Source organism: Phocaeicola vulgatus ATCC 8482 (assembly GCF_000012825.1).
GTDB lineage: Bacteria > Bacteroidota > Bacteroidia > Bacteroidales > Bacteroidaceae > Phocaeicola > Phocaeicola vulgatus.
The window spans coordinates 2206084-2232975 of the sequence record NC_009614.1; the positions used below are offsets into that span (position 1 = coordinate 2206084).

The following is a 26892-nucleotide window of genomic DNA, read 5'->3' on the forward strand; positions in this document are numbered from 1 at the left end:
GTAACCATGAAAAAATTCTTTACACTGATAATATCTGTCATTTCGCTCTCTTCTTGTAATGACTTTATAGATCTGAAACCTTTGTCGCAATCTACTGCAGACGGCTTTTATAATGACGAATACGAAATGCAGCAAGGCTTGGCAGCTGCCTACAGTGAGCTCCAATCTACTAACCAGTACGGTGGCATTGGCTTTGCTTCCTTCATGGAAGTTTCGGCCGATAATACGTGGAATTTGAACACAACCCAGAATGGGGGGCGCTATGCTGCATTTGACAACTTTGCGGTTGATGAAACCAATGCCCAGTTGCAAAGCACATGGGTTTCATGCTATAGCGGTATACAGAAAGCTAATCTCGTCATTACCAGGACCAAGAAGAATACTAGCATACCGGAAGAGAAAAGACACCAGATTTTGGGTGAAGCGTATTTCCTTCGTGCGTTGACCTATTTCAACATTGTCCGTATCTGGGGAAATGTGCCGCTGATTACAGAAGAGGTCGAAAACGTAAATGACGCATTCAGCCACACACAGGCTAGCCCTGAAGAAGTATATGCCCAGATAAAAGAGGATCTCGAATTCGCGGTGGATGCATTGCCTATTCAATACGGACCAGCTGATATCGGAAGAGTGACGAAGGGCGCAGCACGATGCTTGTTGGCCAAAGTCCATCTCACACTCAGCGAGTGGGATAGTTCATTGGCATGCCTGAAGGATATCATCAACAGTGGTATGTATACGCTGATTCCGAATTTTGCTGATGTGTTTTCTGTAGAGAACAAGAATAATGCTGAGTCTTTGTTTGAAGTGCAATTCGATAAAGTCCTTCAGGATGAGGGGTATTATGGAGGTGATCCTCTGGAAGCTGGCAGTGATGTAAACAACCTTCCATCCCATAGCCTGCTCGAATTGTTCGATGCTCATCCGGATGACCGCAAGGCTGCTTCAGTTATTGATATGGGCACACAGGGAATGCGCTTGTATAAATGGCACGACACCAAAGGAAGCAACGGAGGGTTAGGCTTTAACATCATTGTACTCCGTTATGCCGATGTGCTTTTGATGGCTGCCGAAGCCATGAACGAACTGAGTTACGGTGATGAATTGGCTTTGGAATATTTGAACAAGGTCCGTGCACGTAGTCATGCTAAAATATATACCTATTCTGAACTGGATTCACAGGAAAAGTTTCGTGACGCATTAGCTTTGGAACGCCGTCTTGAGTTAGCCTTCGAAAATCATCGTTGGTTTGACCTGGTCCGTACCGGCAAGGCATTGGAAACGGTTAATGCCAACAATGGAGGATCCGTACTGAAAGTTGACGCCAAACAGCATCAGCTTCTGTTCCCGATTCCTCAAAACCAAATTGATGCGAGTGCAAACAAATTGATTCAAAATCCTGGATATTGATAATATGAAGAGATTGATCATATTTACTGCTGTGTTTGGTTTGTGTACCTTTGCTTCAGCACAAACGCTTACAAAGCTAGAAGTCTTCCGTTCTAAAGGATGCGGAGACTATGTTTGGGTAGCTTCACATCGGGCTGACGGTGTGTTCGCTCCAGAAAATTCTCTACTGGCCCTTCAACATGCTATACAATTGGGTTGTGATATTGTCGAAACCGATGTTCATTTGACCAAAGACGGCAACATAGTCATTATGCATGATCATTCCGTTGATAGAACGACCAATGGAGAGGGTAAGATAGCAGATCTTACATTAAAAGAAATCAAGGAATTGAACCTACGTGACAACTGGGGGGCATCCACTGAGTGCAAGGTACCTACCCTCGAAGAATACATCCAGGTAGCTAAGGGTAAAATCTTCTTGTACTTGGACAAGGCTGGATACGATTTGCCTGGCCATGAATCAGGATACATGGTTAAGAAACTGCTTCATGTATTGGAGCGCACCCAGGCTTTGGAACAGACGATCTTTGTACTTGACTGGCCCTATGAAAAAGCCAAGCGGATTTTTGGGGATTGTCTGGAGAAAGTAATCTTTTGCCCTGTCGTTGATGACCGGATACCTGATCTTGAACAATACGTAGATGAATATATCGACAAGCTATCACCGGTTGCCTTTCAGTTCCGATTTAAAGATTGTAACACGACGACTTATTCGCTTATCCCTAAAGTACAGGCCTCAGGCAGCAAACTGTTCGTAGCTGCTACGTGGAACAACCATACTGCAGAACATAGCGATTATGTATCCGTGTTTTCTCGTCCGTCAGAAGGGTGGGGGTGGCTCATTGACAAGGGGTTCAGAGTAATCGAAACTAATTTTGCTCGCGACCTGATTCGCTATCTCAACGTAGAAAACAGGCGTATATTTCCATCGGATGATTAGGATAACAGATGTATGTCATCCTGTTTGCTGATACAGGATGTTGATACACACACTTTTCACAATGAACGTTTGACTGTTTTGTGAAAAAGTTCATTAATGGAAGCAGGTGGTGGTTATATCCTGAAGATAACCCTTGCCTGCTTTCTTTAAATTGGCTACGACTGTTTTGTGTGCGGATGTTCTTCTTTGGCTGGTTCCATAGATGCTAGGCGTACTGTTGTAACCTGCATTTCGTAATAACCGATATAGGTAAGCATCCGCAGAAATACACAATGTGCACCCTAAGGTTTGATTGTAGTTAGTACTCGCGAAAGAAATCAGCCCCTAAGAAGCTGTTTAAAATTTAGGTATTAAGGAACAAATGGACACCATTACAAATCGTTATAACAAATGGTTATACTTGTTCCATATTTCAAGTTGCTAAGATAACAAAAAGGGAGTGTAGTTATGCTCCCTTTTTAGTTTGATCCCAATTTATCTTCCATCCTATTTTTAGATATAATATAATGAAGAAATATCCAATGAGAGAATAAGAAATAATATCTGCTATAGTATTTATTGTTGGAGTTACTATACTAAAATTAAACAGTCCGATAATTAACATACAAACTTTTAAAACACATCCAACAAAGGCTATTAATGCTGCTGTTCCAAATTTTACAATCTTCATTTTTTCAATGCTTTTTCAAATAGTGAATATGTCTTAATTAGTTTCTTTGCGTTCTTTTCTTTTATATCAAAATCGTAATATCCATCATTGGTATAAATCCTAATAGCAGTCATTGTTTTATCTTTGAAAACCGAACAGTTTCCAATCAAAGTTAATTCAACTCCAAGCAGATTCATTCCAAAAGCAACGACAGCCCCACCTCCAGGTGTAGATAAAGTATAATCTTTGTTTTTAAAATTGTAAGTATTTCCATCTTTGTCAAGAAATACAATATCAGCATCAGAATCAACGGATAAGACTTCTTTACTGCACCATCTTAACTGGGCAAAATCCAATCCATGATCATGTGCAAAACGTAACCAAATGTTTTTCCCAATAGGAGATACCATCATTACAGATTCAGAAGATATTTTTTCAAAAGAAGTATATACTTTTTTCTCTTTGGAAAATTTGTCTACTTCGTTTATTTTCAAACTTTGTCCATAGACAGAAACACCTATAAGTAAAGAGGCGCATAATAAACAAATTCGGCTGTGCATAATCTAATAATATTAATTTTTGCACAAAAATATAAACTTATATTTTTATCGCATTAAATCTAAGTTATTTTTATGTAATGTTAACTATTTGAAGAATATGCTTTTAGTAAAATAAAATTGCAAAATTAAACAGGTGCAAAGATATTATAGAGCCATTTTATACAATGAAATTACGATGATTATGGAAGTGGCAATTATAAATGGTAGATAAGTGTTAAATCTATCTGCTATGGCCATGAGCATGAATCAACATTAATGTTTGATACAGAAGAAGAGGCATTGAAAGTTACTAAAGGATACATATATTTATCTTAACAAAATGACAATGAATGGAGTATATAAAGAATGGGAAAAGGCGATAAGTCATTTAAATAAATAGTCCTTGTGCACCCTTATCTCTATTTAGCAACTTCCAAAACACTATTTTCTATTTGGGAAAAGGAATAAGGGTAGCCTTGTTTGCTAATGCCATTGTGAGAGCCATAAATGACACTGCATCACATTTTCCTACAATCGGCTGTTGAGCTAACTCATAGAAAATACCTACGTGATAATGATTTTCATCCTCCACGTTCCTTTTAACCCTTGCCGTACAATCCATTATATCCTGAGTATGAATAATACCAACATTTAATGTTGCATATCCAAACACTTCATCGCCAGGAGTGCGCGGAGGAAAAGTCACATTTTCTCGTGTGGGAGTCTTGTGTAAAGTGCGCCATACGGATAGATATTTCTCCCATTTACCACTGCGTAATTGTTCTAAGAAAAACGCATTACGGCTTATCCTCCCTTCTTGAACCATTGTTGGAGAAAAAAGGATACGGGCAACTTCTTCTGATTCATCAACATCGTATAATGTTTGAGCCATATTAAGTAAAATAGCCAAATAGGTTGCTCATAGCAATGAGAGCCTCAACCGCTTTATCTATATTAAATTCCCTCTGTTCCATTATAGAATCTCCTGATTCTTTCATGGCAACATACGAGAAGTCTTTGTTTCCGACACTCATTGCCGCAATCTCTCGTTCTTTGAACTCAAAGGAAATAGTGCCGTTAGGTGACGGAAAGACATTCCACAACCGAAGAATCGAATCAGGGGTATCCATTACTATTTTACGGGCATTTAAGTATGAATCTCGTTCTATGGGAAAGGCATTGTAACCATCCCAACCCTCTTTGTTCAATTTACAGAAAAAATTAGAAAGTTTCCCTAGCATCTTTTCTTTTTCAGAATAAGAACCTGTAAAAGTCAAGATTTCCTTTTCTATACGTTCAATCTTTACAGGACATACAATATCATTAACACTAACCAAATCACTATTGGAAACATCACTTGTCTCAACATTATCAGACGTACAAGCAACTGCAACTATAGTAGCAAGGACAAATCGTGTTACAACCTTTCTCTTTTTAGCCTTAGGCAAAGATGCTGGAGATAAAAAAGTGTAATCAGTTGTTTCCATAATATTATTGCTGCAATAAATTAATCGTTTTATCTGAAACCATATTACAAAATGCACTGAATATAATATGATTCAATACATCTGCGTTCGCAATTATATCTTTAGTGTCAATATCATAAACAGTTCCTATTAAATCCATTTGAAAATAGAAATTATCTTTATCAACAACTTCAACCAAAAAAGGTACACGAACTTCGCCCCCATCAAATTTTCCAGCCCCCTCAATTGTTATTTTAAACGGTTTGTCACTAACAGATGAGTTAGCAGCAAGCTCTCTGAGACTTTCATCTTTAAAAGATTCATGTAACGCAAATCTCCATGAAGAATAAGCATTGGGAGAAGTCGCTTTAAACAAATTTTTCTTAGAGATTGTCAAAGCCTCTATTTTTTCAATTCCTAAAGCCTTTAAAAATTCAACAAGGCGTTTCATTTTAGGAGCCAAAGTAACTTTATAGCACCGATAGATGCTGGCATCGAGTGTTAACGATGCAGAAGTAGTTGAGAAATTATATCTTTCAACTGCCGTTTCGGCTGATAAGGTTATTCCTCCAACTGTCAGGGTTCCCGGAAAGTATTCAATTATTCCAAAATTTGATTTCAAGAAATGAGTTATTGCTTCTTTATTATTCAACAAAGGTGTTTCGACAAATTTTATACTTGCCGAAACTTCCTGTAGAAAAGTCCGATTAAAGACCTTGTGAGGAATCTCCGAATATGGATTTTGTATAACCATAATTTTAGGTTGCGAAATTAGTCAATTGTAATCATACACACAAATTTTCAAGCATGATTTTCTAAACCTTTCTAAACGATTTGGCTTCATTAACAATCTTTTTCCAATTAAAAGTATGAAGTGCTTAAATTGTTTCACCCCGATTAATCAGAACTTCATTGCTGCCAACGCTTTGTCCCAGCTGGAAATGCACCCCTGCTTCTTCTACTTTATTATACCAGCGTACTAGATATAATATTTAATATATCCAACTGTTTTACGCAATAAATCATATTTGTTTAACTAAATAAAAATAGATAATTTTTCAGAAAAGGTATTCATTTTTTCTTTTCCCCCTTATTCATTGCTTCCAGAATCTTTATCCATGATTCAGGAACTTCCACATCCATGATGTTCCCATCTCCATCTTTTACGATGTATTTATTCTTCTTTTTCTTTTCGTCCTTTGGCTTTTCTTTCTTATCATCCTGCATATCTGTAATCTCCTATATCTAAGTATTGCAAAAGTAATCTAAATCTGTCAGAATCGCTAAGTTTTCTGGTATTAAATCTAAAGACAAATTCATCTACATAGCGTTGCATATATTTCTTGCTTATATGATAATATGTGGCGTATATCCTCTTGAAAACAGACCAAGCGTTTTCTATCGTATTGGTAGTAATCATCACCGTTTCTTTATTATCATTGTAATAAGTAATACCATAATATTTACGCCCGTGATCTACAGATATTTGGTTGTACATTTCGGATACTTCGCCATAATCCCATCCATCAGTATATATTGTACTTCCTTCTTCAACATACTTTCTTATAATTGGAAGCAGCTTGGATGAACCTGTTCCGCTTACTACTTTGGCAACCAAATCCCCATTTCTGCCTATTAGTCCAAAAACAGGAACTTTGTCTTTAAAACTTCTCCCCTGGCATCTCTCCACTTTTTTATCCTTATGTCGGTTTGCATTTTTTCCACCTGCAAATGATTCATCAATCTCAACTTCTCCTTCAAGATAGTAGTCGTTTTCTCCTGTCATAGCCTTACGTATCTTATGTAACATACGCCATGCGGTCTTTTGAGAAACATCAATATCTCTAGATACCTGATAGGAAGATATGCCTCTTTTCCCTTGAGCAAATAACCACATAACATAGAACCATTTAGTAAAAGGAATCTTACTATTTGCAAAACACGTTCCTGTTTTTACTGTGAAATACCTGTTTGTATTCTTGCATTTATACTTATGGTTCTTACACTTATAAACCTTGGAGGTGGGATCAAATGGAGAAACAACTTTGTCACCCCATTTCCATTGTTCGTACAGATCATAACAAGCATTTTCATCCTTTACAATCTGTATAAACTCTAGAAAATTCATTGACTTTTTCATACAGCCTCCTTTTCTTTGATTCTTTTGCAATATAACGATAAAAAGTTAAATATGCAAATAAATACAAAGAAAAGATAGAATGTAATATTATGTTATATAACTTTATAAATTTGATTTGACACAATCAGAAAATATATAATTATAACATTTTGTTATAACTTATTTATCAAGTGTCCATTTGTTCCTTAATGCCAAAATTTATTGAAAATAAACATTAGGGATATTCAGTAAATGTCCCCAAAAATAAGATGGCATATGAAGAGATTATGATCCGGATACGATAGACGGACTGCTGGATTCAATAACTGAGGATATTTCTGCTGATGTGATTCTGACTGCTCTTGTACATAAACGTTATATAAATGATTTCCGGCGTAACCATTTCAGTACGATCAAGGAACTGACCAACTATGATATGATGCAGTATGTCCTTATGAAATCTTGAGTAGTGTATTATATGATGTGAATGCTTTACTTCATAAATGGGGGATCGGTTTCTAGAATGAATTCGTGAACTTTCAGCATCATATCCTCTATTTTCCAGTAACTGTTTATTCTTGCTGACGGATGAAAACTGTCTATCAGCAGAATATTCAGTTTCCTGCTATAGTGGCAGAAATAATTTATTTCCCTGAATGATTCATTCTCATATATTATGCTTTTGGCTATATTCAGAACCGTGCCTTTTCCTCCTCCACATACTATGATATTGGGGTGAAGGATGTCACGTATCTGCTCCTGTAAGAAAGCCTTGTCCCTGTTTGCATATTCGTACAATGTTTTGTTTGAGACGAATGAAGTTCCTGAAATTTTTTTGATATTGACTATGGCAAGCGGATATTTCGTAACAACAGCATTGGGTACGGTTGCATAATCTCCATTTTCCATTGTGGGAATAAAATCTTTGCTTATTCTCGACAATCCTTCCAGCCATTTAAATATGCAGTTGAAAAAATTGTGATTTATATTTCTCCAGTGCCATTCCCTGTAATCACTGTCTGAATTGTTGTTTGTATCCTTCATCAGAAAGAGTATGCGTCTGTCGGTGTTGTTCCAAAGTTTCTCCTCATTACCTTGGTGTGCATTCTTACCATCATTGTAAATTTCTCCATTATAGCATAGTCCGTCAAAACAGAATGCTTTCCGTTCGTCATCGGGATAGGATTTCAGCCAGCGTTCCCGTAGATCGTCCTCAAGTTCATGAATGTTTTTCATTTTGTTCTTTTATCAAATTAATAATAGTTTTGAAATATGTCTTATTTCAAGTCTTTGTAAAGATAGAAAAAATATTTCATATTTGCGTTTTTTTGAATGGAATTCCTTGGCTGTTTGATTATGCAATCCGGGGTGGACATGGCTTGTTCTTTCTCTTTTTTACCCTCTGTTAGTAAGCATTCGGCCTCGTGCGTGTTTTTTTCCCCTCTTTTCCTTCCTACCTTTGTGGCTTCATTATAATCTTAATCCATTATGTGTTCAGTATTAGAATTTTCTAGCGAAAGTGATAAACTACGTACTCTCTTTTCCGAGTCTAACCATTTTGATTCTGTTCTTTTCATATTTGATGGCGGCCGTCGTTATAAAGTTTCGTCTTCCAGCCTTGGTATCCATTCCCCTCAGGACCTACTTCTCCCTTTAGGTCTTGGCCTTTTCCGCAGCAGTCCTTTTTGGTCTTATTACCTTTATCCCCAAGGTTGTAATTTCCATAAAGGTATTGACGGTCTTTGTGGCGAGGTCATCCGACACACGGGTTCCTGCGTGTCAGAGCAGAGCTGTCATATTTTTCCCGACCGCTCCCGTAGCAGGTTGCATATCCTTTATCGGTGCGACGACGAATACCGTCTGGAATGCCGTCGTCTGAATCGCGGTTCTTTCCTCTTGAAAAAGGAGGAACGGAAGAAGGATTTTCTTCAAATTTCCTGGAATCGCCTGAATGAGCTGCTTACTGTTAAAAAGTATCGGAAAACAGTTGAAAAGTAATTCCCCATTCTATAAGCCGTGCAGTTTTATTTTGATAACTTTGCCACATAATAAAAAGTGGATGTACAGTGAAAGAACCGGTTATTACCCTTACTTTGGAAGAGTACGAAGAGTTGCGCAAGGAACATGAATGCCTTGAAAAGGAGCATGCGGAACTTCAGAGAAAATACGAAGCCTCTTTGCAGGAGTATTCCCGCCAGGTCGAAGAAATCTCGGCCTGTACAGCCGTCATTGCCGATCTGAGATGGAAATTGGCTGACTTGACACGCCGTTTATGGGGTAAATCCAGTGAAAAACGTCATCTTCCCGAAGATGCCGGCCAGCTGAGCATCTGTTTCGAGTCTCCGTCCGATGTCAATGACCCGGTAGCGGAAGAACAGAAAACCGCTGGGAAATCCGTCACATCGGAGAATGGCTACAATCGTTTCCGTAAAAGCTTCACGAAAAAGATCACTCCCCACGCCCGTAAGCCCATCGACCCGTCCCTTCCCCGTGAGGAGATTATCATTCCCATGCCGGAAGGCCTTTCGTTGGAGGGAGCGACGAAGCTGGGAGAGGAAGTGAGCGAACAGTATGCTGTCAGTCCCGCCCGATTCTATGTGAAACGCATCATCCGTCCTAAATACCGGCTCGCCGACGGTCGTATCATAACCGCTCCCATGCCCGTAATGGCACATCCCCACAGCAATGCCTCGGAAAGTGTACTGGCCCACATTGCTACCGCCAAATATTACGACCACCTGCCTCTGCACAGACAGCTGGATATCTTTGAGCGTGAAGGAATCCATCTGAGTCCTTCCACCGTAAGTAACTGGATGATGGCTGCCGCACAGCGTCTGGAACCAATCTATAATGAACTTCGTGAACTGGTCAAGGACAGCTATTACGTCATGGCCGATGAGACACCCCATCCCGTACTTGAAAGCGACCGGCCCGGTGCTCTTCACCGCGGGTATATGTGGAACTTCTATCTGCCCCGGTTCCATACCCCCTTCTTTGAATATCACAAGGGCCGTGGCAGCAGCGGAATAGACACACTGCTGGCAGGACAGGTCCGGGTGGTACAGAGTGACGGCTTTGCAGTATATGACAAGTTCGACACGCTACCCGGAAAGTTGCATCTGTGCTGCTGGGCGCACGTCAGGCGCAACTTTGTGGAAGCGGAAGGAAATGACCCTCCCAGAGCAAGGCATGCACTTGGAAAAATAGGCGGACTGTATGCCGTGGAGGAGAAAATCAGAATGGAACATCTGGAAGGGGAGGCGGTGGTAAAGCTTCGCCGGGAAAAATCGTACCCTATTATCAAAGAACTGGAAAAATGGTGCAAGGAGGAATATGGACATACGGTCGATAAATCGCCTATTGCCAAGGCCATGTTCTATATGTACACACGCTTTGAACAACTGTCCGGATATGTCAATGACGCACAGTTCTGCATTGACAATAATCCGGTGGAGCGTTCTATAAGGCCGTTGACTTTAAACAGAAAAAATACGCTCTTCTCCGGATCACATGAGGCAGCACATGCAGCGGCAATTTTCTTTTCACTGATGGGATGCTGTAGGGAAAATAAGGTGAACCCAAAACTATGGATGCAGGACGTGCTGATTAGGGTACAGGAGAAAGAAAGAGAAGAGAAAAACGATTACACCGATTTACTGCCATTTAATTGGAAAGGATAAACAGGAAAGCTATAATAAAGTCAAAAGCCAGACATGCTTCGTCTGGCTTTTGACTTTATTATAACTTGGAGAGAAACACGCACGAGGCCGAATGCTTACCTCTGTTAATGTAAGTGTCTTATTCTTTAAAAAACAAGTTTTCCTATTTTTTATACGCTTTTATTGCAGGATAATCAAAATACTCTTATCTTTGTTGCCTGAAAAGATCGAAACATTATGTAAACGGAAGAGTTCAGTTCTTCCGGTAATTTTAGACAGTGCTTCTTAAGTAATTGAAATACAGAAATATAGGTGTGTTTCAATGCTCCATAATTATGTACTCAAGTGAAAAAATGCAATGGTTTGCGATGCGTGCTACTTATCGCAGAGGCATGCAAATCAAAGGACTTCTTGACCAGAAAGGAATCAACAGCTTTATTCCGATGCGTTATGAAATCCATTTAAAAAATGGACACAGGAGACGTGAACTTGTTCCTGTAATCCGTGATATTGTCTTTGTCCATACAACCCAGTCCGAACTTCAGAGAATAAAGTATGGTATCCCCTATTTTCAGTATATGATGGATATCCGTAACGGTGAGAAGATCATAGTTCCCGATGAGCAGATGAGGCGTTTCATTGCTGTGGCAGGTACTTATGACGAACAGATTATTTTTTTCAGTCCCGATGAGGTTAACTTAAGAAAGGGAACAAAAGTCAGAATCACAGGAGGACAGTTCGAGGGATATGAGGGAGTTTTTGTGAAAGTGAAGGGAAGCAGGGACCGGAGAGTGGTTATCAGCTTGCAGGGTATACTGGCTCTTGCAATGGCCACACTCTCACCTGATCTTATAGAAGTAATTGAGGAACCGAAGAAAAGAAATCATGACTAAGGCTTTACCGGCAGGAATCAGGCTTCAGATGCTGATAAAGGATCATCATAAGGATATCTTGGAGAGAGAGAGGAACAACGGGAAGTTCATCCACCTTTATAATATAGGTACATACTGGGTGGCTTTTGAAAGATCAGCCTTTCGGGTGGATAATATTTTTCAGGGATGTGAGATTAGTCTGTTCATGGTTTCCGGTTATCCTGAATATGTCGTGATGGCTTCTGTTCCACATGATGAGGCTGATGATTATTTTCGGAAACATATTATTCATCACGACAAACCTGATTATAAGGTTCTGTCTATTTCTCCGGCTGCTTTGAATGGAAATTATCATAGGTGGCATATTCAGGCGGTGAAGAAAGTGTTGTGAAGTAGTAGTTAGTATAGAAAGACTATATGGTTAATATAAGATCTAAAATTTACTCTTATTTTACAAAAGGTAATGAACGTAGCGTTATCATAAAGAAAAATATCGCAGCTTCATTAGTCTTGAAATGTGTCAGTATTTTGATTTCATTGCAGGTTGTTCCTTTGACCATTGATTATATTAATCCGACAAAATATGGAATCTGGCTGACTTTAAGTTCAATTATAGCTTGGTTGTCCTATTTTGACTTGGGGTTTGCTCATGGTTTTCGTAACCGTTTTGCAGAAGCGAAAGCGAAGGGGGATATCAGACTGGCTAAAGAATATGTCAGTACTACTTATGCTGTACTGTTTCTGTTGTTCTCTGTTATTCTATTGATAACCTTGATGGTGAACAAATACCTAAACTGGAGTAGTATATTGAATATTGACGCGGTTTATAACGAGGAGCTTCATATCGTGTTTGGTTTGCTGGCCTGTTTTTTTTGCATCAATATTGTAGCCAGTGTTTTTACCACAATGTTGACTGCTGATCAGAAACCTGCTCTGGCTTCACTGATACAGACCGGAGGACAAGTTTTGGCCTTTGTTTGTATTTATATTTTGACGAAAAATACAACAGGAAGCTTGAGTGTATTGGCAATTGCATTTGCTGGAGTGCCGTGTCTTTTGTTAGTCTTAATTTCTTTTATCATGTTTTGTGGAGGGAGATATAAGATTGTAGCACCGTCATTGCACTATATTCGTTTTTCGTTGACTAAAAAGATTTTGGGATTGGGAGGACAGTTTTTTGTTATCATGATTTCCATGTTATTTATCTTCCAGTTCATTAATATTATTTTGTCTAGAGTAGAGAGTCCAGAAGCTGTGACGCAATATAATATTGCTTATAAATATTTTAATGTGCTTAATATGGTGTTTGTGATTGTTCTTACCCCATTTTGGTCGGCTTTTACGGATGCGTATGTGAAAAAAGACTATAGTTGGATGGGAGGAATAGTAAGAAAATTGGAATGTTTATGGTTACTATGTATTCCTGTCCTTATTTTGATGGTGCTATGCTCTAATTTTTTGTATCAATGGTGGGTGGGCAATTCTGTATCTGTTCCCTTTTCTTTATCCGTATGTATGGCTGTATATATTTTGTTTCAAATGGGGGGGAATGTATATATGTACCTTATTAATGGAACGGGTAAAGTACGTTTACAGTTGATGGTTTATATCATATTGGCTCTTGTGGCTTTGCCTTTGATAAATGTTTGTTGTAAGCAGTATGGTGTGAATGGAGTTTTGATTGTTCCTGTCGTAGCTTTTGCTCTGCAAGCAATTGTAGGTCGGATGCAAATTTGGAAAATCATAAAAAATAAGGCTAAAGGGATTTGGCTTGAATAATTAAATTCGATTGTGTATGGAAAAACCTTTGATATCAGTTGTGACTGTTGCTTATAATGCTGTTGCTACTATTGAACAGACCATTCTTTCTGTTATAAATCAGACTTATCCCAATATTGAGTATATCATTATTGATGGTGGCAGTACGGACGGAACGGTGAATATCATCAAAAAGTATATGGATCACATTGCTTATTGGGTGAGTGAGCCGGATAAAGGGATTTATGATGCGATGAATAAAGGTGGAATTAGGGCTACCGGTACTTTTATTCAGTTTCTTAATGCTGGTGATTGGTTGGAAAATGAATATGTTGTGGAAAAAATATTTAAAAAAAATCCTAAAAACGTAGATGTGATTTATGGTGATATGATTATCCGTCGTAGTGATGGAATATATTATGCAAAGGCTCAAGATTTGTCACATTTTAAATGTGACTTTCCTTTGTTTCATCCTTCAACATTTATATCTAAGTCCATATTTATTAGTCATTTATTTGATGTATCATATAGGATTTCAGCAGATTTTAAACTCTTACGTGATATTTATTATGAACATAGAATTTTCTTATATATTCCTTTTGCATTTACTAATTTTGATGCTGTCTATGGACTTTCTTCGACAGGGTGTGCTTTGGAAATATTTAGGGAGCGGGGAAGAATTTATGGCAAGGATAAAATGCTAGCATGGAAGTTTATATATATGATTTACAATGTGAATTTAAAAATTAAATTTTTGTTGAAACAGATTTTGCAATCTTGTTGGCCATCTTGTTGGAGAAGAGTTGTAAAGATGCGTATTCCAAGCTATTTAGAAAAAATCTCATGACATATTCTTTTATTTTATCTGACAGGAGGAATAATCAATATAAAATTATAGGTATATTGATATTTATGATATACCCTATATTATCATTCCCATTTATTTTAAAGGGAATATTAAAAAAAGAAAGATGGGCTTATCTATTAGGGGCAGTTCTGATGGGGTATATGGGGATATTGTATCCTCCGGCAGGAGATATGTATAGATATGCTGAAGATTTTAATTTATATAAAGAACTGGATTGGGAATATTTTTGGCTTTTTATGGCATTGAAATTTGACTATTTCTTGCCGTTACTTTCATGGGGATTGGGGAAATTAGGTGCATATCCAGAGTTGACACGCTTTTTGTTTGTTGCATGTTCTTACTATTTGTTATTAGATTTGTATCATGATATCACATTATCAAATAAGAATATGACTAGGCGGATTAGAGTTTATTCTCTTGTATTACTTGTTCCTTTAACCTTTTCAATTTATCTTTTCCGAATGGGGTTTGCTCAAACAGTCTTAGTTTATGGAATTTATTGGTTCCTAATAAAAAATAGAAAGAAAGGTGTTTTCTTTATAGTATTTGCAATCTTCATCCATGTCAGTTATATACCTTTTATTTTTATTGCGATAGCCAGTAGATATAAAATATTTAATTTTTCATCCAATATATTTTGTTGTCTTTGTTTTCTTTTAGTTTTTGTAGAGTCATCATCATTAGGTGTAACTCTTTTACGTTCTCTTCCTTTTTCGGAATCTTTGTTGGCTCATCTTGAGGAGTATATTTCCGGAAGTCAATCAGAGGATTTAAGTTCTCTGTTTACTATAAAACAACTGGTTGCAAAATATTTTTTTAATATTGTTTATTATATAACATTGTATCAATATTACATATTTTACAAATCAAATCCACAGCCATTGAAAATAAAGCGTTTTGTGAATATATTTATTCTTGTTATTATTATGAGTTCTTCAGTGCCTGTATTACATGACCGTTTGCTTGATGTTTTGAAGGTATTTTTGATATTGTCATCATTATGTTTTATGACTAATTCGTTCAGAATGCAAAGACTTTTACGAATAGTAGTAGTATTTACGATAATCAATATGTTGTTCACTTTTTGGCAGTTACGCTTTTATATAAGATTTGGAGAGTATAATAAGCTTTTAACATCTTCTTCTTTGTGTATAATATCTTTTCATTATACAGATGAATGGGTATCTAAAAATATTGATAAAGATGGTAATATAGTGCAATGGCTTAAATTGGGATATAAACCAGTAGAAAAATAGTATAAATGATAAAAGTTGTGGAACGGATTGTTTTTTACTTGCTAATGATATGTATATATTTTTTAAGACAATATAGGAATGAATGTGCTTAATGATAGTGTAGATGATACAGTGCAAAAAAAAGTAGCTTTTTTTTTGCCGACATTGAATATTGGGGGAATTGAACGTGTTTTTATCACTTATGCGAATTACCTGATAGATAAAAAATATAATATTTATTTTATCTTGTGCAAAAGAAGAGGAGAATTGTTATCTCTCTTAGATTCAAATATAAAGTTATATCATTTAGGCAATGTTCAATTAAAGTTTTCTTTTTTAAAGTTGAGGCAATCTCTGAAAGAGATTCAACCGGATGTTATTGTTAGTGGTGGGGATTTTCCAAATTTGATACTTATTGTATCTTCTTTGGGTTTAAAAAAAGTACCCAAAATCATTATTTCTCAGCACAATTATTATAATGTAGAAACAAGAAGATTGGGATGGTGGGCATATGGAACCTGTTTTTTTATGAAAAAAATCTATCCTAAAGCTGATAAAATTATAGCTGTATCTGACGGAATTCGTGAGTTCTTAATTAAGAAGATACATATATCAGCTGATAGGATAATAAAACTTCCCAATCCAATAGATATAAAAGGTATAAAGGAAAAGAGTTTAGAATTATTGGATATAACATTGCCTGATAGATATATTCTATTTGTAGGGCGATTAAGTTATGTGAAAAATTTATTTTTTTTATTGGATGCATTTGAAATGGGCAAATTAGATAATAACAGTTTGGTAATAGTAGGTGATGGTGAGATGAGGAATGCATTAATGAAAAAAGCTAAAAAGATGCATAAGGCTGATAATATAATTTTTTTGGGTGCAATGGAAAATCCGTTGCCAATTTTAAAAAAAGCTCAACTATTGGTATTGCCTTCCTTTTCAGAAGCTTATCCTACAATTTTATTAGAGGCTCTTTGTTTATATATTCCAGTTGTGTCTACTCCTACCAAGGGAGCAAAAGAGATATTGCATAATGTTTCTGGAACATATATTTCAACTGATTGCTATAATATAGAAGAATTTGCCAGACTCATGGAAAGGGGAGTGAAAGAGAGAATTAGTCATAAAGTTATAGATGATAAAATTGGCTTAAATTCTATTGAAAATATAGGTCTTAGAATTCAACGTGAAATAATAGAAGATAACAGATTATGAATATTTTAGTTGATTTAACCCAAATACCGATTCAAAAGGTAGGGGTAGGGGTATATGCTAAGGAAACGTTTAAATTTCCTAATGAAGATGCAAATGAATTATTTTTTTTGTTACAAGACGATGATAACGACTTAAGAAGTACTTTTTTAAAATCCAAAATTATTTTAGTAAAATCTAAATTTTTTCGATTTTTTTTCTGCCGGTTCTTATTAGAGCAATTTTATATTCCTTTTTTATGTTATAAATACAAGATAAATATATTGCATAGTCTTCATTATAGTTTTCCTATATTCTTGTTTAAAGTGAAAAGAATTGTTACTATTCATGATCTTACTTTTTTTATACATCCAAGTGTTCACACATTTATAAAACGGTATTACTTTAGATTATTTATAAAATTGGCATGTCGATATGCTGACCGGCTTATTTGTGTATCAGAGTCAACTAAAAAAGATTTAGAGAGAATATGTGGAAGGAGATCTGTTTCAATTGATGTTATACCCTTGTCGTGTTCTCCTAAGATGCAAGTTGGGGAGCAGGAGTTAGAATTAGTAAAGAAGAAATTCGGTGTGGTATCCCAATATATGTTATTTATAGGAACATTGGAGCCTAGAAAGAATATTCTTAATTTGATAAACGCCTTTTATAAGTTTTCTCAAAAGAATAGAGATTATAGTTTGGTTATAATAGGAAAAAAGGGGTGGTTTTATGAGTCGATATTTAAATTGGTTGAAGAGTTGCATTTAGAAAGAAGTGTTGTTTTTACAGGATTTGTTACTACAAAAGAAAAATTTATATTGTTATCAGGAGCACATTCTTTTATTTATCCATCAATTTATGAGGGGTTTGGTTTACCAGTTTTGGAAGCTATTACTTATGGTATACCTACTATCACAAGTAAGTTATCATCATTACCTGAAGTCGCAGGAAATGCAGCGCTTTATATAAATCCTTATGATGTTCAAAGTATATCTGACGCTATAGAATCTGTGAATTGTGATGAAGAAACAAGAAGAAAATTAATTAAGAATTCTGAAAAACAAAGATTAAAGTATAGTTGGAAAAAGACTGCCAATTTAACATATTCTTTGTATAACAGATGTGGAAGTATTTAGTTGGATACTTGTGCTATTTACTCTTGGTCGTATTTTTTAGTAAATTTTAAATGGTATAATAAATTGGGTTTCCCATGAAAAAACATGCTTATCTTATAATCGCTCATGATAATTGGAAGATATTAGAAAAATTATTGATTTTATTGGATGATAAAAGAAATGATATTTATTTACATATAGATCGTAAGTCTAATCTTATAAACTTCTCAAATAACGTCCATAATGCAAATCTTTTTGTTTTTCATGAAATAGATGTTAGATGGGGAGATATATCTCTAATACAAGTTGAATTTTTCCTTTTTAAAACTGCATATTGTAAGGGGAATTATTCTTACTATCATCTGATTAGCGGTAGTGATTTACCATTAAAAACACAAGATGAAATTCATGCTTTTTTTGACGCTCATTATCCCACTGAATTTATTGGATTTTCATTAGAAATGACATGTGATGATCGTGTAAATAGGGCTTACATCTTCCCAAAGTATCAAAGAATAAAAAACAGGTATGGTAATAAACTGTTAGGTTCACTCCGCTCCTTTTGCGCTTTTCTGCAAAAAATCTTGAATTATAATCATTATAAGTTGAAAGATAAATTGATGATAGGACCTGAATGGGTTAGCATTACAGAACAGTCTGTAAGTTTGATTTTGTCAAAGGAGAAAGTTATAATGAAACAATATAGATTTGCTTCTTGTGGTGATGAAGTTTATAAACAGACTATTATAGGAAATTCTTTTTTATTTAATTATGTATATGACAAAAATGATGATTATAAGGGATGCATGAGATATATAGATTGGACTAGAGGCAATCCATATATATTTCGTTCTGCCGATTTTGAGCAATTAATGTCCTCAGATAGAATGTTTGCAAGAAAATTCGATGAAAAAGTAGATTTTGATATAGTTGAAAGAATATTTGAGGTATTGAATGGGCAAACAAGTGATTCTAAGATGAAATATTACTTCTAATATGTTTAATTAAGAAAATTATGATTACAGCAGCGGTTGTTACATTTCACACATCTCGGAAAGACTTAATTCGTTTAATAGATTGCGTGTTACAATCTTCGGTAGATAAGTTTTTTATTATAGATAATTCAACGAATGATGCTTTGCGTGAATTAGAATCGGTGTCAGAGCGAATCACTTATATTTATAGTGACAATTTGGGCTTTGGAAGTGGGCATAATATTGCTATTGATCGGGCAATAGATTTAGGTAGTGATTATCATATCATAATCAATCCGGATATTTATTGGAATGGAGATATAATAGAGCAGTTGGTGCAATTTATGGATCAGAATAAAGATTGTGGCTTGGTAATGCCTAAAATTCTTTATCCCAATGGAGAGGTTCAATATCTATGTAAGCTTCTTCCGACTCCTTTAGATTTATTTGGAAGAAGATTTATTCCATTCAAAATGTTTCAAGAAAAGCGTAATGCATGGTATGAAATGCATTGGAGTGGGTATGATAAAGTTATGGAAGTTCCTTCTTTATCAGGTTGTTTTATGTTTATACGGACTGATATATTGAAAAAAACAGGAGGGTTTGATAAACGTTTTTTTATGTATGCTGAAGATATGGATTTATGCCGTAGGATAGGTGAAATAACTAGGACGATGTATTATCCTTCAGTTTTAGTTTTTCATGAATATGAAAAGGGATCATATAAGAATCGAAAGTTATTGAAATATCACATCTGTTCTATTATTAAATATTTTAATAAATGGGGCTGGTTTATTGATAAAAAGAGGAGAAAAAAGAATGATTATTGCTTGAAACTTACGGAACACATTAGAAACTAAATATAACATGCTACTGAACATTGTTTTTATTTTTTCCGGCTTTCTAACAGCTGTGATTCTTGCTCGTATTATCATCCCTCGTATTTTAATCATTTCTCTTCGTAAAAGATTGTTTGATACGCCTGATATACGGAAAGTACATAAGAAACCTGTTTCTCGTTTAGGAGGTGTTTCTTTTTTTCCTGCCATATTGTTCACCGTTACTTTTCTTATAGGTGTTTGTGATAAGACGGCATGGATACCTTTAGTGGATATAGCACGGCATTGGATACAGATTTTGTTCCTGTCTTCCGGATTGACATTATTGTTTATCATAGGTATTGCTGATGATCTGATAGGAGTCCGTTATCGTCAAAAATTTTTAGTCCAGTTACTTGCTGCCATGATGCTTCCGTTATCGGGTTTGTATATTAATGATTTTTACGGTCTGCTTGGTATACATGAAATCTCTTCATTTATAGGTGTTCCTATAACCCTATTGCTTGTGGTCTTTATCACAAATGCTATTAATCTGATAGACGGTATTGACGGTCTGGCTTCTGGACTTAGTATGGTTGCATTATCTGTTTTTGGGTTCTTGGCTGTTTTCAATGAAAGGTGGATGAGTGCGTTGCTTGCTCTTACCACAGTGGGCGTGCTGCTTCCATTCTTCTTTTATAATGTGTTTGGTAACGCTGATAGGGGAAGGAAGATCTTTATGGGGGATACTGGAAGTTTGACCTTGGGGTATATACTGAGCTTCCTGACTGTACAGTACACGATGAATACTTATGAAGATGGTATTGACTATGAAGGTGCCATATTGATAGCTTTCAGTGTGTTGTTGGTTCCTTGCTTGGATGTGGTAAGGGTAGTTCTAGGTCGTGTACGTCGTGGTAAAGACCCCTTTATGCCGGATAAGACACATATTCATCACAAGTTTCTTGCCATGGGATTCACACCGCGTAAAGCGATGATTTCCATTCTTTGCATTTCATTTTTCTTTTGTTTGATCAATATTATTTTAGTCAGTTATATAGACAATACGATATTGTTTCTCTGTGATGTGGCTGTATGGACATTGATGAATCTTTATATGGATAAGATAATATTACGTTATAATAAATCAGGAATATGATTATTCCCTCTTTCCGTCTTTATCATTTTGCAGTAAAACTGATATGGAAATCCATGTTGGTGCTTACCTTTTTCTTTTGGACCGGTCTAGCCGTTATATTTTATCTTGTAAACCATGTTGCTATATGGGTTGAGTATGGATGCTGGTTGTCTCTTATGATTTTTGGAACTTATTTTCTTTTTATGGATGTGAGGTTGATGGTGATGATTATGCGTCATGAGGAAAAGAAAAAATGGAAACGGTACTGGTTAAAAAATAAATTTGAAGAATGAGATCTAATAGAATTTTCATAAGTGTATTGCTCGTTTTTCTGTTTTTTATACCGGCAACAGTAATTTCCCAGATCAATTATGGTACCACCGGATTAATGAACATGCCTACAGCCGATATGCAGAGGGACAAGACTTTCATGGTTGGAGGTAACTGGTTGAATCATCACGCTACAGTACCGAGATGGTGGTATGATACATGGAATTACTATATCAATATAACTGTTTTTCCCTGGTTGGAAGCAGGTTATCTATGTACCGGTCATAAGGCTGTTCCTGTGGATTATGGTAATCGTTCCGGTTATTGGGTTCCTTCTACTTATGGTAAGTTTGTCAATCAGGACCGTTCTTTTCATTTCCGTTTCAGAATTTGGAAAGAAGGCTGGTGGAAATCATGGACTCCCCAAATAGTTATAGGTGCTAATGATGGGATTGGAGATTCAGCCAATGGTGGTTCATTATCGAATCTGTCGGAACAGGATTATGGAAATGGTTTCTTGAACCGTTACTATCTGGCTATAACCAAACATCTTTATTTTGATAACATCGGTACATTGGGTGGACATATCTCATGGATTTATAGCAATCGTTTTGATAACAAGCTTAATAATCCTGCTTTCGGTGCTAATTTTCGTTTTGGCCTGAAAGAAAATGGTTCGTTGATGAACAGGATTATTAATGGTGTGAATCTGATGGGTGAGATTGTTCCGGGTTATACTGATGTGAGATCTGATCTGACATTTGATTCTGATGCCTCGAAGTATCAGGTAAATATAGGAATGGAATACAGTTTCTGGAAAGACTATATAAATGCAGTGGTGGAACTTAATAGGTGTCGTTATTTTTCCGGTGGGCTGGTGTTCAAGGTGCATCTGAAATAAAAATTGATGGTAATATCTATTGTAGTGGTAAGGTATCTGTTTTCATGGATACCTTTTTATTTGTATCCTTTGAATTATTGCCTTAATTTTGTACAGATAGTCTTATCATGAAGAAAGAAGTATTTTATGTTATATTACTTTCGATCTGTGAGAACTAGGACGTGATTTCTTATTCAACGCTGCTTTCAATATGATGGTGGCGTTTTTTTAGTTGTATATAACTACTTATGTCATGGAACCTGCATATCTTTATAACATTGCAGAGGAAAATATAATTTTATTTTTCTCACCTGTTTGTTCATACTTATGAAGGCAGGACAGGCTGATTATCAAAGAATTTAGTTTTGTGGAGAGGTTATTTCGGAAGGGGTAGCCTCTTTGTTTTTCATATTGCTTGTTGAAATGGGTGGATGGATAAAGCTGTTACTGTCTTTCACAGACCATAACAGATGATTTTAGGATTTTCACAATAAAATTAAAAAAGTCCCGTTGTAAGAATAGTGGAAGAGCCTATCCTGAATATAAAAATGCAGCCGTTTTGATCTTGGGTTTATTATTCCTATTTTTGTATTTATCAAGTCCTGTTGTGATCTGTAAAATAATAAATCTTATTGGGCTGAGTGTTCCTAAAAAAGATCACTTACAGGACTTGATTCTTGTGATGTGGAAAAAAATGAAGGAGACCGAGCATTGAAGTTCAGTCTCCTCTTTTTATTGGCTATTTCTTTCTTGATTTATATTTCCTACGTTCACATCCGAAAGTATTATGGGAGTAGGCATATTCAATTATTTCAGTAATATCAAAATCCGGAATAAGCTCTTCGATGAATGATTTGGCTCTGTTTTTCTCTACTCCTGCCTTACATAGAACACCGGCATAAGACATCGTAGTATTATTCCTCCCGTTGGCTATTGATTTTCCAGTCCAGATTTTCCCAAGGATACGGATTATACTATCATCGGAAACAACTTGTCTGCTCAGAGTGTTCAGGAATTTGGCTACATAAGAATCATCCTCCGTCAGTATTTCATTTCCGGCTTCATCCTTTATTATGGTTTCTGTAACAGTTTCGGGTATAATTGGTTCAGAGGTGGATGGAATGAAGTGGAAAGGTTGAGGTTTCGGATTTTTCCATAGGTTCGGATCATAGCTCAGAAAATTACCTCTGGCCAAATCCGTTGTACTCTTATCTATCTCAGGGCAATCAAACAACTTCAAGAGCTGATTATACAAGTCATAATGATAAAGCGGTTCATAATTATCATGAAGAATAATCGCTTTATAACCCTTACCGCTCGGAGTGACATAATAGGCATAGATACATGGAAATCCTTGTAACCATTTTCCGAACTCATCCATCTTCTCTGGCTGAATATGGTCGAAGTCAAGAGCCGTGAATGAAGAATAGTGTATAAGGTCGTTCCTGTTTTTGGTCTTGAAAGTTCCGTTCCATGTTACAGCCGGAAGTTTCATCTTGGCTTTCTCTTTTTCTTCCTTGGTTTTGGCTTTCCTTACCGCATCAACTTTTTCGGCTACATGATAATAACTACTAGTCTTGATTATATCCAATACCTTATCTATTTCATATTCTTCAGGGTGATTGATGTCTGTAATTCTATTGAAAAGTGATATTTTTGTTCTGAAGTGTGATGTTACCTTGAAAGTCGCTATCAATTTATCTTTCATCCTGACAGTCCTATCCTCGCAGGTCAGATATTCGGATATATCAGAAGCACTTGGTTTTCCTGCTATATTCAGCTCCTTATAGATACCTTGAAGTAAATCCTTGACTTCTGATTTGGTATAAGTCTTGTCTGTCTTCAAAGCATCTATTAGTTTCACTGCTATCTGATCCTTGGGTAGCTTGTCAAAAGGAGTAGGTTCGATAGATTGTCTGATATAGTCTTCCCTCCAACATAACGCTTCAAATCCTTCTTTTCCAAGAGCGTCATGATATTTCTTATATTTGCCCTCTATGAAAGTACAGTCCTCCAAGAGTTCAGGGAAATTATCATATAGGTCACAATACAGTCTGGCTTTTCTAGGGAACTGATTATCCAGATTCCACTCCTTGAAAATCCGCTGTACTTCAGGATCATCACTTCCTGAGGATTTTGTAACGACAGCACCAACCCTTAAAGCACGGTACATGGAAAAATCATTGTTATAGATCCGGTTTGTAACTTCCCATGCTCTTCTTTCAGATATTTCAAGGATTTCATTCTCAACAATTCTGACATTATTATCCGCATCCTTGATAATACAGCAATAATGTTCCTTGTGCCCTTGCTGCCTGATTGTATTTTCCATCATCTGCAATTGTTCATCCTTGTTCGGAACCGCATTAAAATTATCAATCTGCTTCTTTGTCTTATCCTTCTTTTCCTTGATTGAGTTCTCCAGTTCCTCTTCCGTAACCTTTGATTTTCGGGTATTAAAGTAAAGAGTGGCTGTATTACGGAACGGATTTGTATCAAGTCTCTGTCTACCTATTATCTGTTGTAAATCCACTGAAACATCCACGGTCATGCTTTTCACCAGCGGATTGGCAAAGATATAGGAATAGGCGTTGGTGGAATAGAAATCAGCACCTATATATACGGTGGAAGTACAGAAGGTGAACATCTTATGCGGTTCTCCCTTACCCGGAATATCACCGATCATAAACTTTTCTCCCACCTCCCTGGATAATTCATTCAGTTTCTTGATGTTTTCTGATTTGGAAGAGCAGATTATGTTTACCTCGTCCGCCTTCAAGCCATTTTTTTTTATGATATTCTTTATAACGGAAACATCATTGATATAGAAAACAGCTTCCTTCGCTACAAATTCCTTACCATCCACGACAGTACTATTTCCTTTTCCTTCCCTGTATTTGCCGATCAGCTCACTACATAGTTTGAAGACAGACTTCTTGGATTTTATAACCTCCACTTTCGGAATCTGTATCATACTTTCAGGCCATAAAAGTTCATAGAAAGTCATATCCTTGAATTGTCGGGTCATGTCAAGGTAGGATTCCAGGAAAGGTGTGGCTGAAAGATAGACCACAGTATTGAAAGCTCCCAGGATCTGCCCAAATTCGTATTCTGTTGTAGGCTTGAACTGGCAATCATAGAACATGGCTTGAAATTCATCCACTACCACAGTCCATTTATCCAGGTTTTCTTCATCAGCTACCAGAACTTCCTTAATCTTCCTGAGTGAGTCGTATGTGGTAAGGATCTTTTTCCCACCTGATTTTATATATTTCCCCAGTTCATCGTTAAAAGCAAAGACATCCTTTTCCGAATAAGACTTGCTCTCAAAATACTTCTCACGGTTTCCCTGATAACGGTAGAGATGGAGGTTGTCGGAGAGATGCTGTGAATACTTGTTATAGAGGAGCTGTTTTCTGGGACTGGCCAATATCACTTTCCTGTCTGAACCGATATAGGCTTCAGTAGCTCCACAACCACAAATCCTTTTATTCAGGATATAGTGTTGGTTCATAGGCAGAAGGTTCCATAACTCCTTCCATTCTGACAGATACTTTATTCCGTCAGGTACATTTAATGTTATCTTTTTCATTATCTGGAATTAAAAGTTTATGTTGGGGTTGGTCAGAGACAGAAGTAGATACGAAGTATGAGTATGGTACATAACCCGAAGGGATGTTATAAAAAAACTACAAAAACGTTATTCTTTAAGCATTTGTACCTCATTTGCACACTTTTTTATAACACTTTGTCTTACAGTTATGTATTACATTCCACTACGTTCCATACTCTTGTCTCCGACCAACCCTGATTATTCATTTATTGATTGTCAGGTAACTTGAAATTGGGATTATTCCAGTTTAGTTCTTTGGTCAGCTTATCTATATCCTCCCTTTTCTTTTTCATATACTCTTGATACTCAGAACTGCTTTCTTCCACCCATTCAAGATTATCTGCATGGTAATCAAGATAGTCCATGTTCTTGTGAAGCACTCTCGGTCTTTGCATTGTAGATTTATCTCCATCCACAAAATCAGCAGCAGCCATCAGGTCATCTATATGGGCATGTTTTTCCTCGGTTCTTCCCCATGGGTTTTTCCAATAATAACGTACATAAGGATCTATCGCTGTCATTTGATCCATATCACTGTTTCCTGTTTCTTTCACAATAGGCAATGCTTTCTTCTTGTCAAGTATTGTTCCATCAACTTTCACTTTTAAACCATTATCTAAAGTACGTTCAGTGGCTAATGGACCATATTTCCTGACCTCTTTCCATTCAAGATTATTGGCTTGACAGTTCCCCAGGTTCCCGTCTTTATGAATCAGGATATATTCCTTTCCATCATTAGGCATGGGTCTGTAACAGATGGCTATAGCTTCATCGAGTGGAATCTCACCATGACTTTTGGTGTTTAGAAATTTACTTCCGTCAGGTCTTGTATGGATTATCAGGGGACAATTCCAAGTAGGATCATTATATTCCCGATAAGCATAATCACCGGCATTGTTCACCCAGACATTATACTTCACACAATACCGCATCATTCTCCCGTTTATTATTTTGGGAGCCTTTATTTTCTGTTTTGTATTCATTGTCTTCTGCTTTTAATGGTTAATAAAATGTTTCTCTCTTCTCTCAGGTATTTCACCAAAGAGTTATACGCTTCGCATCTTCTACGCTTTCTTGGAATTACAGCAAGAAGTTCACTCAATGTAACTTCAATGCTGAGACCGGAAATGAAATGTTCCTCACCGATATAACCTGCCAGTACTTCGACATCATTTTTGAATTTTTCCGGAGTTATACTTATTTTTCTGGCGATAACATCAGGAGCAGTATTTTCCTGACGATCCTTTGAAGATTCTGAACCTCCAAGGGATGTATGATTAAAATATAAATTCATATCAGGAATAAGGTTCATAAGGTTACAGAGGAGCGTTTTAGCGGTTTGGGGCGGATTATGGCTCTGAAATTC

Annotated in this window: 26 protein-coding genes; 15 read left to right on the forward strand and 11 right to left on the reverse strand. The window is 36.4% G+C overall.

What is annotated here, in order from left to right; genetic code table 11:
* Window positions 1-6 precede the first annotated feature (6 nt).
* Window positions 7-1410 (forward strand): RagB/SusD family nutrient uptake outer membrane protein, encoded by a 1404-nt coding sequence (locus BVU_RS08695; RefSeq protein ID WP_011965277.1) that lies wholly within the window; start codon window positions 7-9, stop codon window positions 1408-1410.
* 4 nt (window positions 1411-1414) lie between these two features.
* The gene (locus BVU_RS08700; RefSeq protein WP_011965278.1) at window positions 1415-2350 is read left to right on the forward strand and encodes a glycerophosphodiester phosphodiesterase family protein; all 936 of its coding nucleotides are present in this window, start codon (window positions 1415-1417) and stop codon (window positions 2348-2350) included.
* A 445-nt stretch (window positions 2351-2795) separates the two neighbouring features.
* Here the strand turns inward: BVU_RS08700 and BVU_RS08705 are convergent, their stop codons facing one another.
* From BVU_RS08705 to BVU_RS08735, 8 genes are all read right to left on the reverse strand, one after another.
* Window positions 2796-3020, reverse strand: coding sequence for a hypothetical protein (locus tag BVU_RS08705; protein WP_016271351.1), 225 nt, complete (start codon window positions 3018-3020; stop codon window positions 2796-2798).
* Window positions 3017-3493, reverse strand: coding sequence for a hypothetical protein (locus tag BVU_RS08710; RefSeq protein ID WP_227193995.1), 477 nt, complete (start codon window positions 3491-3493; stop codon window positions 3017-3019). Before BVU_RS08710 ends, BVU_RS08705 begins: the two co-directional genes overlap by 4 nt.
* 493 nt (window positions 3494-3986) lie before the next feature.
* On the reverse strand, window positions 3987-4448 hold the full coding sequence (locus tag BVU_RS08715) for a hypothetical protein (RefSeq protein WP_241510259.1): 462 nt from the start codon (window positions 4446-4448) through the stop codon (window positions 3987-3989).
* Window positions 4432-5025 (reverse strand): hypothetical protein, encoded by a 594-nt coding sequence (locus BVU_RS08720; RefSeq protein ID WP_011965281.1) that lies wholly within the window; start codon window positions 5023-5025, stop codon window positions 4432-4434. The genes BVU_RS08715 and BVU_RS08720 overlap by 17 nt, the downstream gene beginning before the upstream one ends.
* Before the next feature lie 4 nt (window positions 5026-5029).
* Window positions 5030-5758, reverse strand: coding sequence for a hypothetical protein (locus tag BVU_RS08725; RefSeq protein ID WP_011965282.1), 729 nt, complete (start codon window positions 5756-5758; stop codon window positions 5030-5032).
* Window positions 5759-6075: 317 nt separating this feature from the next.
* On the reverse strand, window positions 6076-6231 hold the full coding sequence (locus BVU_RS22520) for a hypothetical protein (protein ID WP_007855667.1): 156 nt from the start codon (window positions 6229-6231) through the stop codon (window positions 6076-6078).
* Window positions 6221-7144 (reverse strand): IS1595-like element ISBvu2 family transposase, encoded by a 924-nt coding sequence (locus tag BVU_RS08730; RefSeq protein ID WP_011965283.1) that lies wholly within the window; start codon window positions 7142-7144, stop codon window positions 6221-6223. Before BVU_RS08730 ends, BVU_RS22520 begins: the two co-directional genes overlap by 11 nt.
* Before the next feature lie 471 nt (window positions 7145-7615).
* Entirely contained in the window at window positions 7616-8359 is a 744-nt protein-coding gene (locus tag BVU_RS08735; RefSeq protein WP_011965284.1) for a hypothetical protein, read from the reverse strand.
* 252 nt (window positions 8360-8611) lie between these two features.
* Between BVU_RS08735 and tnpB the strand changes: the two genes are divergently transcribed.
* From tnpB to BVU_RS08805, 13 genes are all read left to right on the forward strand, one after another.
* Window positions 8612-9121, forward strand: coding sequence for an IS66 family insertion sequence element accessory protein TnpB (gene tnpB, locus BVU_RS08740; protein ID WP_008671451.1), 510 nt, complete (start codon window positions 8612-8614; stop codon window positions 9119-9121).
* A gap of 68 nt (window positions 9122-9189) precedes the next feature.
* Entirely contained in the window at window positions 9190-10803 is a 1614-nt protein-coding gene (locus BVU_RS08745; protein ID WP_011964728.1) for an IS66-like element ISBvu4 family transposase, read from the forward strand.
* 314 nt (window positions 10804-11117) lie between these two features.
* Window positions 11118-11675 carry a UpxY family transcription antiterminator gene (locus tag BVU_RS08750; protein ID WP_011965285.1) on the forward strand — a complete coding sequence of 186 codons (558 nt, stop codon included), beginning with the start codon at window positions 11118-11120 and terminating at the stop codon, window positions 11673-11675.
* Complete coding sequence (locus BVU_RS08755; RefSeq protein ID WP_011965286.1) at window positions 11668-12045, forward strand: hypothetical protein; 378 nt, start codon at window positions 11668-11670, stop codon at window positions 12043-12045. Before BVU_RS08750 ends, BVU_RS08755 begins: the two co-directional genes overlap by 8 nt.
* 26 nt (window positions 12046-12071) lie before the next feature.
* Window positions 12072-13433 carry an LPS biosynthesis flippase gene (locus BVU_RS08760; RefSeq protein WP_011965287.1) on the forward strand — a complete coding sequence of 454 codons (1362 nt, stop codon included), beginning with the start codon at window positions 12072-12074 and terminating at the stop codon, window positions 13431-13433.
* 16 nt (window positions 13434-13449) lie between these two features.
* Window positions 13450-14259, forward strand: a complete 810-nt coding sequence (locus BVU_RS08765) for a glycosyltransferase family 2 protein (RefSeq protein WP_011965288.1) — start codon at window positions 13450-13452, stop codon at window positions 14257-14259.
* Entirely contained in the window at window positions 14256-15536 is a 1281-nt protein-coding gene (locus BVU_RS08770) for an EpsG family protein (RefSeq protein WP_011965289.1), read from the forward strand. The genes BVU_RS08765 and BVU_RS08770 overlap by 4 nt, the downstream gene beginning before the upstream one ends.
* Window positions 15537-15614: 78 nt before the next feature.
* Window positions 15615-16739, forward strand: a complete 1125-nt coding sequence (locus BVU_RS08775) for a glycosyltransferase (RefSeq protein ID WP_011965290.1) — start codon at window positions 15615-15617, stop codon at window positions 16737-16739.
* Complete coding sequence (locus tag BVU_RS08780) at window positions 16736-17854, forward strand: glycosyltransferase family 4 protein (RefSeq protein WP_011965291.1); 1119 nt, start codon at window positions 16736-16738, stop codon at window positions 17852-17854. Before BVU_RS08775 ends, BVU_RS08780 begins: the two co-directional genes overlap by 4 nt.
* Before the next feature lie 74 nt (window positions 17855-17928).
* On the forward strand, window positions 17929-18828 hold the full coding sequence (locus BVU_RS08785; protein WP_011965292.1) for a beta-1,6-N-acetylglucosaminyltransferase: 900 nt from the start codon (window positions 17929-17931) through the stop codon (window positions 18826-18828).
* Between the two features lie 20 nt (window positions 18829-18848).
* A complete protein-coding gene (locus BVU_RS08790) occupies window positions 18849-19667 on the forward strand; it encodes a glycosyltransferase (RefSeq protein WP_011965293.1) in 819 nt (272 codons plus the stop codon).
* 7 nt (window positions 19668-19674) lie between these two features.
* On the forward strand, window positions 19675-20784 hold the full coding sequence (locus BVU_RS08795) for an MraY family glycosyltransferase (protein WP_011965294.1): 1110 nt from the start codon (window positions 19675-19677) through the stop codon (window positions 20782-20784).
* Window positions 20785-21052: 268 nt separating this feature from the next.
* Window positions 21053-21934, forward strand: a complete 882-nt coding sequence (locus tag BVU_RS08805; protein WP_011965296.1) for a YjbH domain-containing protein — start codon at window positions 21053-21055, stop codon at window positions 21932-21934.
* A gap of 718 nt (window positions 21935-22652) precedes the next feature.
* Here the strand turns inward: BVU_RS08805 and BVU_RS08810 are convergent.
* The 3 genes from BVU_RS08810 to BVU_RS08820 form a co-directional block, all read right to left on the reverse strand.
* Window positions 22653-25505: a BT4734/BF3469 family protein gene (locus BVU_RS08810; protein ID WP_011965297.1), complete on the reverse strand. Its 2853-nt coding sequence runs from the start codon at window positions 25503-25505 to the stop codon at window positions 22653-22655.
* 227 nt (window positions 25506-25732) lie between these two features.
* Window positions 25733-26509 (reverse strand): hypothetical protein, encoded by a 777-nt coding sequence (locus BVU_RS08815; RefSeq protein WP_011965298.1) that lies wholly within the window; start codon window positions 26507-26509, stop codon window positions 25733-25735.
* The gene (locus tag BVU_RS08820) at window positions 26506-26838 is read right to left on the reverse strand and encodes a hypothetical protein (RefSeq protein WP_241510258.1); all 333 of its coding nucleotides are present in this window, start codon (window positions 26836-26838) and stop codon (window positions 26506-26508) included. Before BVU_RS08820 ends, BVU_RS08815 begins: the two co-directional genes overlap by 4 nt.
* Window positions 26839-26892 lie beyond the last annotated feature (54 nt).